Source organism: uncultured Rothia sp. (assembly GCF_937976295.1).
Taxonomy (GTDB): Bacteria; Actinomycetota; Actinomycetes; order Actinomycetales; family Micrococcaceae; genus Rothia.
This window is the reverse complement of record NZ_CALJRY010000174.1, coordinates 1-10,427: the sequence shown is the minus strand read 5'-3', so window position 1 is coordinate 10,427 and position 10,427 is coordinate 1. Positions and strand designations below refer to the sequence as shown.

The window sequence follows — 10,427 nt, the reverse complement described above, 5'->3', positions numbered from 1 at the left end:
GCTCTTCCGATCTGACCCACAGCTGCACGGTTGCCTTGCCGTTGGCGCCGAGCACGCCCTCGTCGACCGTGATGGCGACGATTTCGGCGTTGGTGACGATGGCGCGGGCACCGTTTTCGGTGCGGTTATCGCTCTTGGTGTCGGGGTTGCGCGGGCCGGAGGTCCACACGTCCACGCGCTCGCCTGCCTTCAGTGCGGAGGCGGCGGTGCGGTCAATGCTGACGGTGGCGAGGCGGCGTCCCGGGGAGGTTTCGGTGCCTACAGATTCTTTGCTGATGAAGTTGCCGGCGGGGATGCGCTGGGTAGCGATTTTGCCGTTCATCTGTGCGGCTTCGGCGCGGGTGAAGTACTTGTCTTTGGCGGAGTCGATGTTCGCTTCGACTCGGGCGAGTTTGTCTTCGGTAATCTTCTCGCCGAGGCGGATTTCGCTTTTGGCGGTGTAGTACTCGGTTTTGCTGTTGTTGGCCTGCACGTAGAGCTGCACGCCGGTGATGGAGACGAGCACGAGAAGTACACCGAGGATGAATCGCCAGTCCTTGACGGTGGGCCTTTTGAGGCGTTTGGCGTGGGGCTCGGTGAGGGTGGAACGCTTCGTCGCGTTCTGTCGTATGCGCATGATGTGGTTGTGCCTTTCGGTGCGGAAGCCGGCGGTGATTCCGGTGTTGTTCGACTGACCGATGAGCGAGTGGTGTGTTTTCGATAGTGCTTTGGTTGGTTCCGACACTAACCCTAACAGCATATTTCATTTAGTACTCTCTCTCAACAAGAGTCCTGTTTATGAAATATTTTTGAGTCTTGCCCCTTTTGAAGGGGTGATTAGATAACTTTTCGGGTCATATAAGGCTTTTTGTGAGCAAATTTCACGGTGATGACATATACTGAAAGTACTCAATAGATGTTCTTCATGGACTCTATACAAAAGGCCGCTAACGGTGGCTAAGGGGCCCAGGATTTCACTCACGGAAAGGAATAATTCGATGACTGCACCTCGTTTCCTCACTCTGAGCGACGTCGCCGAGGAGCTGCAGGTTTCGCTTTCGCAGGTACGTGCTCTGGTGCGTAGCGGCGAGCTTCCCGCCATTCAGATTGGTGGACGTAACCAGTGGCGTATTGAACGCTCTCGTTTTGAAGAGTACATTACCGAGCGCCACGAGCAGACTCTGGAGGCGATTGCTTCCGGCAAGCTCACTGCAAAGGCTAAGGCTGAGTAGTATTTCGACTTGCACCTCGCGGGCGTTATGCTCGAGTGGTTTCAGAAAGGTCCGCTTCTCTCGTTGAGATTTCAATGAGAGGGGCGGACCTTTTTGTGTTTATTGGTGCTTTTATAAGGGGTGTTTATAGCTATCGAGGCGTTTTTATGGGTGTGCCCGCGAATGGTGTTGCACGCTATTTACCCTGTGCTCTAGCGTGAGATGCGGGCGATTACTGCGCTAATACGAGCCAGCGGGATGGTGCGCACGCCTGCACCGCGAGGTACACGGGAGTAGCCGGAGGCGCCCTGACCGTAACCGCTCTGTCCATAACCTCCCTGCGCGCCGTAGGCTGCACGCGCGTGCTGGTCGCGTTCGTAGATGCGCGGGTACTGGCCACCGTTGAGCAGGCGCAGCTCGAGGAAGTCGGCGCCGACTCGTTCGATCACGCCGTCGTAGCTGACGGTGCCGCCTTCGAGGGAGAGGCGGACGGGTTCGCGCGCCATGGCGAGGGAGCGGAGGGCGAGCTGGATTTTCATGCGGTAGCGTTCGGGGCGAATATCAGCGCGCCCGGGAGCGATGCCACCTTCCCACCAGAGCATTCCGCGCAGGGGGATGATGATGTTCTCGCCGCGCGCCTCGATGCTGACCCATTCTTCGCCGACCATTTCGAGTTTGCCTTCGTAGGTTTGCATGTCGGTGGCGCAGATGCGGATGGGGCCGCCGACCTGTGCGAGGAGGCGGTCGTCGAGGGTGATGGTGGAGTACTGGACGCGGGCGACTTGACGGGCGTCCTGTTCCATATCCCAGGCGCGTTCGGATGCGAGGCGCGCCTCAATGTCTCGTAGGAACTTTTCCATGCTCATACTATGACCCTACCCGAGGATGGGTACGGATACTAACCGGGGCGTTTTCCGCTCTGATGATGGCCCCCCAAGCCTGATTTTTGGCGCGAATTCCACTAAATTACATGTTTTTCATATATTTTGATGTGTTTTGCTTCATTTCTGGAGCGACTTCCTGTATAAATAAAGCAACACCAAAATACATCAAACACACCATTTGGAGGTCATCGTGGACCATCTTTCCACTCCGGGTTCAGCACCCGCAGCCTTCGCATCACGCCCCGCAGCCATGCCTCGTACTGCCGGCGCAAAGGTAGCCAGTGCCGGGGTAGTCGCCGTAACCAGCTCTGCAACCGAGTCCGACGCTAAGGCAAACTACCAGGACGCGCTGCTCTTCATCGCCCCTCCCCTGCTTTCCGCGGCGGTCTTGGGCGCGTTGAGCGTGAACCTGCACCGCATCCCTTCGGCGCACCCTCTTGCTGACGCTTCGTTGCTTTGCGCTGGCGCGGCGGCAATCCTCATTACCGCTTGGTGGTTCATCAGTTTTATCTACGCGCTCTTCTACGCTCGATCTTTGCGCGTTTCGAGCCACAACGCTGACCGCGCGGTGCTGAAGGTTCCGGCGTTTTTCCGTCCGCGCTTTATGCGCCGCATCGTTCTGACCCTCGGCGGCACGGCTCTTGGAGTGGGCGCGGTCTTGGCTCCCGCGCAAGCTACGGTGGTGACGCCCGGCAACGCCGGGGTAAACGGCACGGAGGGTCTTCCGCAGACGAGTATTTCGGCGGTCATGGCTGCAGATTCAATGGGCACCTCAATGGGCACAGCCGTTTCAACGGGTACAGCGGCGGCAGACACCAGCCCAGCCACCGTCTCAGATGCGGATTCCGCCGGTACCGCCGCGGACAGCACCACCGCAGATTCCCCCTCCGCTCCCCTGGCCCTCTCTGCAGAGATTCCCGATATTCCGCTGGCTCCTCAACCCACGGAGGCGGCGGGCTCCCTGCACGATCGCAGTCCGTTCTTCTCCCCTCCCCGCGCTGAGGCGGGCACCTATTCCTACATAGTCCAGGCGGGCGATACGCTCTGGTCCATTGCCGCCGAGCAGCTGGGTGAAGGCACCGACGCCTCCACCATTTACAACTACACTCTCGATATTTACGAGGCGAATAAGGACGCTCTGGGCCAGAACGCCGAGCTGCTTTACGAGGGGCAGGTTCTGCAGATTCCCGAACAGCCCGTTCATTAGCCCTCACCCCCCTCAATTCCGCTACCTCGGTTCTTCTACCTCGCCCGATAGCTTTTCATTCGCTCACGTTCATTCGCTCAACACACCTCACATACCCTTCTGCACCGAAAGGAGCCGTCATGAGCTTCGCCAACCTTCTCCCCCGCGCCCCGTGGACGCCGCCGCGTTCTCAGCCTGCCCAGTATTCTCAGCCTGCCCAGCATTCTCCGGCTACGCAGCCCACCTCCCGTAACGACCAGCCTGCCCGCCCGTATTCAAAGCGCCAGGCGGCAGGCACCTCCCAGGCTCAGCCTGTGACTGCCGAGCAGGCCGCTCCTCTGCCGGAGCAGGGGCAGGGCACGATGGCACTGGTACAGAGGCGGAACAGCTCGGCGGTCTATTCGCTGCTGCCTCTGCCGCGTTATGAGCAGCATTCGGCGCAGCGCCCGCCGGCGGCGAAGAGGGGCCGGCCGTTGCGTCCTGCGGATGCGTTGGCTCGCCAGCTGGAGGGTCGTTGCGCGGGTGTGGCGATTGCTTACCTGGAGATCATGTCGGCTCGTCGTTCGCGTCAGCAGCTGGCGCAGTGGGTGTCGGCAGATTGTTTCCACCGCCTGTTGCCCTTCTTCCCGAAGAACCCGCGCCAGGTGCGCAAGGAGATGCTGTTGACTCTTCCGCCGGTTCTGCTGCGGGTGCGAGCGCAGAAGGTGCACGAGGAGCTTTACGAAGTGGTGGCGCTACTGCGTTGTGCGGATAAGGTTCGCGTGGTGACCATGCAGATGCGCCTGATTTACGGCACCTGGCTAATTACCTCCATCGAGCAGCCGCAGAGCCGCACGGACGAAGAATAAGGTTTTCCGTACACAACGCGCCGCCCAGGCGCGCACAGACACACAGAGACACGCACAGACATGTAGAGACACGCAGAGAGGGTGCGAATCCGGTATTGGATTCACACCCTCTCTGTTGCGCTTCATGCTCTCAGCATTTCAAGCGTGCGGCGTTTCAGTTTTTACGCTGAGGCTACTTTTCCTTCGAGCGCTCCACGTGAACCTGCTCGTGGCCGTCCTCGTCGGGGGCGGAATACTGCAGGAACTTCGGGCGCGAAGGCTCAGCCAGGCGCACGGCAGAAGCCTGAGTACGCTGCTTGGACAGGTCCAGGTTGAACAGGTAGGTCACGGTCTCTTCACGGACCGCGCCGAGCATCGCCTGGTACATGTCGTAGCCTTCACGCTGGTACTCGACCAGCGGGTCACGCTGAGCCATCGCACGCAGACCGATACCTTCCTTGAGGTATTCCATCTCGTACAGGTGCTCGGGCCAGCGCTCGCCAATGACGGACAGCATGACGCGGCGTTCAATTTCGCGCATGCTCTCTTCGCCGACGCTCTTTTCACGCTCATCGTAGATGAGGTGTGCGTCCGCCAAGACTTCCTTCACAATCTGGTCGCGAGTAATCTTGGTGCGGTCGCCGGCGTCTTCTGCCAGGTCGTCCACGGTGATGGAGATGGGGTACACCTGCTTGAGTGCGTCCCAGAGCTCGTCGAAGTCCCAATCCTCGGCGTGGCCTTCAGAGACGCGGGCGTCAATGATGGTGGTCAGCACCTCGTCCACGAAGCCGGAAATCTGTTCCTTCAGGTCGTCACCGTGCAGGATGCGGCCGCGGTCCTTGTAGATCGCTTCGCGCTGGCGGTTGAGCACGTCGTCATACTTGAGCACGTTCTTACGCTGCTCAGCGTTACGGCCCTCAACGTTTGCCTGTGCGGTAGCGATAGCGCGGCTAACGATCTTGGAGTCCAGTGCGGAGTCCTCGGGGGCTGCCGCCATGAGGCGGGTTGCCATGCCGGTGTTGAACAGGCGCATCAGTTCGTCGGTCAGCGACAGGTAGAAGCGGGACTCGCCCGGGTCGCCCTGACGGCCGGAACGACCGCGCAGCTGGTTGTCGATACGGCGGGACTCGTGACGCTCAGTGCCGAGCACGTACAGGCCACCGAGCTTGGTGACTTCCTCGTGCTCTTCTTTAGCGGCGTCTTCGCAGGCCTTCAGGACCTCGGGCCAGCGTGCCTCGTACTCTTCGGAGTTGGTATTCGGGTCCAGGCCAAGCTCACGCATCTTCTCGACGGCCTCAAATTCGGGGTTACCGCCGAGCATAATGTCGGTACCGCGACCGGCCATGTTGGTTGCCACGGTGACGGCGCCCTTATGGCCCGCCTGCGCAACAATGGCTGCCTCACGCTCGTTGTTCTTTGCGTTCAGCACCTCGTGGCGCACGCCTGCCTTCGCCAGCTGGCGGGAAAGGTACTCGGAGTTCTCCACGCTTGCGGTACCCACCAGAATCGGCTGGCCCTTTTCGTGGCGTTCCTTAATGTCCTTGACAACCGCCTTGAACTTGGCGATTTCGTCGCGGTACACCTTATCGGGGTTGTCGATGCGCTGCACACCCTTGTTGGTGGGGATGGGCACCACGCCGAGCTCGTAGGTGTTCATGAACTCTGCCGCTTCGGTTTCCGCGGTACCGGTCATGCCGGACAGCTTGTCGTACATGCGGAAGTAGTTCTGCAGGGTCACGGTCGCCATGGTCTGGTTCTCAGGCTTGATTTCGACGCCTTCCTTCGCCTCAATCGCCTGGTGGATGCCGTCGTTGTAGCGGCGGCCCGGCAGAATACGACCGGTGTGCTCGTCAACAATCAGGACTTCACCGTCAATGACCACGTAGTCCTTGTTGTTGGTGAACAGCTCCTTCGCCTTAATGGAGTTGTTCAGGAAGCCAATGAGCGGGGTGTTCTTGGATTCGTAGAGGTTCTTCACACCCAGGTGGTCTTCCACCTTATCAATGCCGGGTTCAAGGATGCCGACGGTGCGCTTCTTCTCGTCTACTTCGTAGTCTTCACCGCGCTTGAGCAGAGTTGCGGCGATGCGCGCGAACTCTGCGTACCAGCGGTTCGCCTCACCGGCTGCGGGGCCGGAAATAATCAGAGGGGTACGCGCCTCATCAATCAGGATGGAGTCCACCTCATCGATAATGGCGAAGTTGTGGCCGCGCTGAACCTGCTCCTCCACGGTCCACGCCATGTTGTCGCGCAGGTAGTCGAAGCCGAACTCGTTGTTCGTACCGTAGGTGATGTCTGCGGCGTACTGCTTACGACGCTCGTCCGGCTCCATGGAGGAGAGAATCACGCCGCACTCCATGCCGAGGAAGCGGAACACACGACCCATGAGGTTCGCCTGGTACTCAGCCAGGTAGTCGTTCACGGTCACAATGTGAACGCCCTTGCCGCTCAGCGCGTTCAGGTACGCGGGCAGGGTCGCGACGAGGGTCTTACCCTCACCGGTCTTCATTTCGGCAATGTTGCCCAGGTGCAGTGCAGCGCCACCCATGAGCTGCACGTCGTAGTGGCGCTTGCCCAGGGTGCGCTTGGACGCTTCACGGACTACCGCGAAGGCCTCCGGCAGCAGAATATCGAGGGATTCGCCGTCCTTGACGCGCTCACGGAACTTGTCGGTCTCTGCTCGCAGTTCCTCATCGGTCATAGATGCGAAGCTGTCCTCGAGCGAGTTCACCGCCTTAGTGTACGCTTCGAGCTGTCGCAGAACCCTCTTATCGCCGGTTCGGAGGATTTTCTCCAAGAAAGATGCCACTGAGCTTCTACTCCTTGCTTGTTTCGGTACCCTCACCAAGGGCGCGCGAAAGTGCGCGCGGTGAGGCCTTCCTACATATTGTATGGCAGAGCCGCCTAATTCGCCCGTCCGAGCTCTTTTTTACGCTGTGCGCCCACGAGGTGACATTTGGTGACGTTGCGCGCCGTTCATCCTCAGCTGAGATGGAGGGGGCACCGGGTTCCGGGGTCGGGCGCGCACCCGTGCTGAGAATCCGAGCCGAAAACCTCGGCTGTAGATGGCAGAGAAAAACCCGGGGGCCTGGAGATTCACAGTACGTGTTTCCAGACCGCCCGGGTCTTTAGCCTGCTTGCTGAGCATACCGCCTTAGAGAGTCATGCACCTCAGCAATCAGCAGGTACGTTTCTACTCGCTGTCCAGAGTAATGATGCCGTAGCTCCAGCCCTTACGGCGGTATGCCGCAGCCGGTGCGCCGGTCTCGCTGTCAATGTACAGGTAGAAGTCGTGACCAACCAGTTCCATACGGTCAACAGCTTCTGCGGGAGTCAGACGCTCACCCTTGAAGCTCTTGTGGCGAATCTCGATGGGAGATGCTGCCTCATCGGCGAGGGTGACCTCGCTGTTATCGAATGCTGCTTCTTCCACCGGAACATCCGGCAACAGAATCTCGGTAATTGCTTCGGTGACCACGGGAATCGAGCCGGTAGCGTCCGCCACGGAGACGGGGTGCTTGCCACCGCGCTTGTGCAGCTTGCGGCGGTCACGTGCACGGCGCAGACGCTCCAGGAGCTTGCCGTAGGTTTCATCGAAGACCGCGAACTTGTCGTGACCCTGGGCTTCGGAACGGAGGACAGGACCGGTACCAACAACGGTAATCTCAACGCGGATGGACTCGCCACCCAGATGACCGTCCTTGCTGAACTTGACGTCAATGTCCTTCACGTTATCGCCGAGCTGAGCGAACTTCTGAACCTTGTTGCTCACGTATTCTTCCAGGCGTTCGGTGACCTTGATATTGCGGCCGTAGATGTTGACTTCCACGATCATTCCCTCCAGGTTGGGGGCTTATACCGCGTCCGGCTGGACCCGGTACGGGGGATCGACTTCAATGCCGTTCCCTTGTCTATATTCTAGTACGAAACATGCCTCACATCACTATATGTGACAAACATTTAGCTCAAATAATAGCTATTCGTCCATCTGCGAACTTTATTCGCCAAAAATCGTGTATCTCTTGCAACTAACTACAAGAAACGCTATGTCTGAGCTTTTTTCGGCACCGCCGCCACAGCACACACGCCCAGCACCTGCGACCCTGATTCCTGCAGCACGCGCACTATCTCCGAAGCGGTCGCGCCGGTGGTCACCACATCATCACAAATAATGCTCACCCGGCCCGCACACAGGGCAGGTTCCATGACGCGCAAAGCACCGTGCATCCGCTCGGCACGGCCCACAGCACCCAGGCTCTTCTGCTCGTTCTTTGCCTCAGAAGCACCAAGGAGAGAAGACACACGAGAAGACACCATACGAGAAGATGAGGAGGCGCCACTCCCGCCCCGCGGGCGAGGCGCATAGCCGATAATATCCACGGCGCGCACCCGCACCGAGGCGGGCAAACGCTGATTGAGCTGCCGCGCCGCCTCCTGCACCAGAAGATTCGCCGGCGCATAGCCGCGGCGGCGCACACTCTGCGCCGAGGACGGCGCCGGAACCAGCAGAACCTCAACCGAATCAGAAAATCCAGTCCCTGTCTGAATAGTCCTTGCCTGAACAGTCCCTGCCTGAAGCTCCTCCCGGTGCGCCCGAAGAAGCTCATACACGCTACGCGCCAACCCCTCACCCAGCAGGGGCAGCAAGTCAGTGCGGCCCGCGTTCTTCAACGCCAATAGGGCACGCGGCATAATCCCCTCATAACGGGATGCCGCACGCACCTCAGGAACACGACCAGCAACGCTGTCGTCAGAAGATAGGGGCTGCAGAACGTGTACTCGCTCCACACGCGCCAACGCCGAACGCAGCTGTGGCAGGCAATCCTCACACAGCGGCGTGCCGGCACCGTAGGCGACCGGCACCGCACAGCACGGGCAGGTACGCGGCATCAAAACCTCACCCAAAGACCCGCCAGCGCTCCTGAGAGCGCCAGCAAGCCGGGTTATGGACCCATTCATGGGCTTGTTCAAACCACGCTGTTCTGAACTCACCGAAAGCGCCCTTTCCTCGCTCGCGTCTGCCCGGGGCTAACCGGCGTAACTAATCTCGTGCAGAGTCGTATCCAAACGGTTCCAGCCGCGCTCCTCCATCAGGTAGCACGAACCGTCAGAGCGGTGCGCAATAATATTCGACGTATTATCCGCCGTCGAAACGGTCATCATACCATCCAAACGATCCAGCTTCGTCTCTTCACCGCTGAGAGAAATCACCTCAGACTCACCATTCTTCACGTTCACCACCACGACGCTCTGGTCGCCAGCCCAACGGGCATTACGCGGAGTCACAGAAGAGCTCAAGCGCACCATCTCTGTCAGATGTAGAGGCTTACCGGCATCATCACGCACAATACCGGAAATAATCACAGCCGACGCACCCTCGGTAGCCGCCACAATCGCTATGCGCGCACCATCGTGAGAAACGTTCACGCTCGTAAAGTTCAAATTACGCTGCCAGGACAGACCAATATCCACGCCGCGCTCACGCTCGGTCGCGTCCTCAGAATCCGGCTTGAAGGCACGAACAATACCCTCACCATCGGCAGCCCACACCCAGCCGTACGCATCAAAGCTGGGAGCAGTCAGCGCGGTACTCTGCCACACGCGGCGGGCAGTACCCTGATACACCGTATACAGGCTCGCAGCGTCATTCGCCAAGCAGGCGTAGACATCCGCCGAATAGCCCATCGCCGGGGAGCTCAACTGGCTCACGCCGCGCAGAAGCAGCTGTTCACCCACACTGCTCATATAATCATCGCGCGCCACCATCTGGCCGTTCGGATTAATAGCAACCGTGCGGGTAGGAATACCCGGGTTCAGCTTCACCGCAGAAAAGCCGCTCGGTGCATTCTCAGGAATCAGAGTGCCGTTGTAAAACACCTCAGTTTTACCCAGACCAGAGAAATTCTCCAAACCGTGCATAATCTGCTCTCGCACACGCGCCAAACGGTTATCGTCCAGGTGCTCACCAGAGAGGCGAACCAGCACATCCTGGTTATCGCTCATGCTAGCGGTCTCAAGGTTCATCGACTCATTCAACGCCGAGAACGCAACATCCTTCAGATAGGACGCCGGGCCAGCCATCAGAGTACGCACCAGCAACTCAAAATAGTGGTCCGTATGCGGGAACCAGCGGATATCAGGCACAGCAAAACGGAACGCACGATCATAGAAATACAGGCGGCACGGGCTAAACACGCGCTCAAACTCAGTGCCATCCAGCCACAAACCATCCGGGCACGAGCTAATACGCCACTGGTTATCCTCCATGACCACAGTGAACTCATTAGTCTCAGTCTGAGCCTCCGGGAAGGTGCTCGTAATACCCTGACTATTCACAGTC

General features: G+C 59.2%; 9 protein-coding genes. 3 read left to right on the top strand and 6 right to left on the bottom strand.

Features of this window, described 5'->3' with window-relative positions; translation table 11 throughout:
• Positions 1 to 724, bottom strand: a 724-nt coding sequence (locus Q0216_RS04850) for an SAF domain-containing protein (protein ID WP_298593377.1), incomplete at its 3' end; no start/stop codon positions are given.
• Between the two features lie 253 nt (positions 725 to 977).
• On the opposite strand from Q0216_RS04850, the gene Q0216_RS04845 reads away from it, so the two are divergent.
• Positions 978 to 1,211 (top strand): helix-turn-helix domain-containing protein, encoded by a 234-nt coding sequence (locus tag Q0216_RS04845; RefSeq protein WP_044150292.1) that lies wholly within the window; start codon positions 978 to 980, stop codon positions 1,209 to 1,211.
• Positions 1,212 to 1,402: 191 nt separating this feature from the next.
• Here Q0216_RS04845 and Q0216_RS04840 read toward each other — a convergent pair whose 3' ends face one another.
• Positions 1,403 to 2,056, bottom strand: coding sequence for a histidine kinase (locus Q0216_RS04840; RefSeq protein ID WP_298593374.1), 654 nt, complete (start codon positions 2,054 to 2,056; stop codon positions 1,403 to 1,405).
• Between the two features lie 208 nt (positions 2,057 to 2,264).
• Between Q0216_RS04840 and Q0216_RS04835 the strand changes: the two genes are divergently transcribed.
• Together Q0216_RS04835 and Q0216_RS04830 are read left to right on the top strand one after the other, a co-directional pair.
• Positions 2,265 to 3,281 carry a LysM peptidoglycan-binding domain-containing protein gene (locus tag Q0216_RS04835; RefSeq protein ID WP_298593372.1) on the top strand — a complete coding sequence of 339 codons (1,017 nt, stop codon included), beginning with the start codon at positions 2,265 to 2,267 and terminating at the stop codon, positions 3,279 to 3,281.
• Positions 3,282 to 3,400: 119 nt separating this feature from the next.
• On the top strand, positions 3,401 to 4,108 hold the full coding sequence (locus Q0216_RS04830; RefSeq protein ID WP_298593370.1) for an Rv3235 family protein: 708 nt from the start codon (positions 3,401 to 3,403) through the stop codon (positions 4,106 to 4,108).
• Between the two features lie 172 nt (positions 4,109 to 4,280).
• On the opposite strand, the gene secA is transcribed toward Q0216_RS04830, so the two are convergent.
• The 4 genes from secA to Q0216_RS04810 all read right to left on the bottom strand — a co-directional run.
• Complete coding sequence (gene secA, locus Q0216_RS04825) at positions 4,281 to 6,896, bottom strand: preprotein translocase subunit SecA (protein WP_298593369.1); 2,616 nt, start codon at positions 6,894 to 6,896, stop codon at positions 4,281 to 4,283.
• A 384-nt stretch (positions 6,897 to 7,280) separates the two neighbouring features.
• Entirely contained in the window at positions 7,281 to 7,916 is a 636-nt protein-coding gene (gene raiA / locus Q0216_RS04820) for a ribosome hibernation-promoting factor, HPF/YfiA family (protein WP_366139816.1), read from the bottom strand.
• 215 nt (positions 7,917 to 8,131) lie between these two features.
• Positions 8,132 to 8,977: a ComF family protein gene (locus Q0216_RS04815; protein ID WP_298593356.1), complete on the bottom strand. Its 846-nt coding sequence runs from the start codon at positions 8,975 to 8,977 to the stop codon at positions 8,132 to 8,134.
• A 138-nt stretch (positions 8,978 to 9,115) separates the two neighbouring features.
• Positions 9,116 to 10,427 (bottom strand): LpqB family beta-propeller domain-containing protein (locus tag Q0216_RS04810; RefSeq protein ID WP_298593354.1); only part of this gene is annotated, 1,312 nt, incomplete at its 5' end.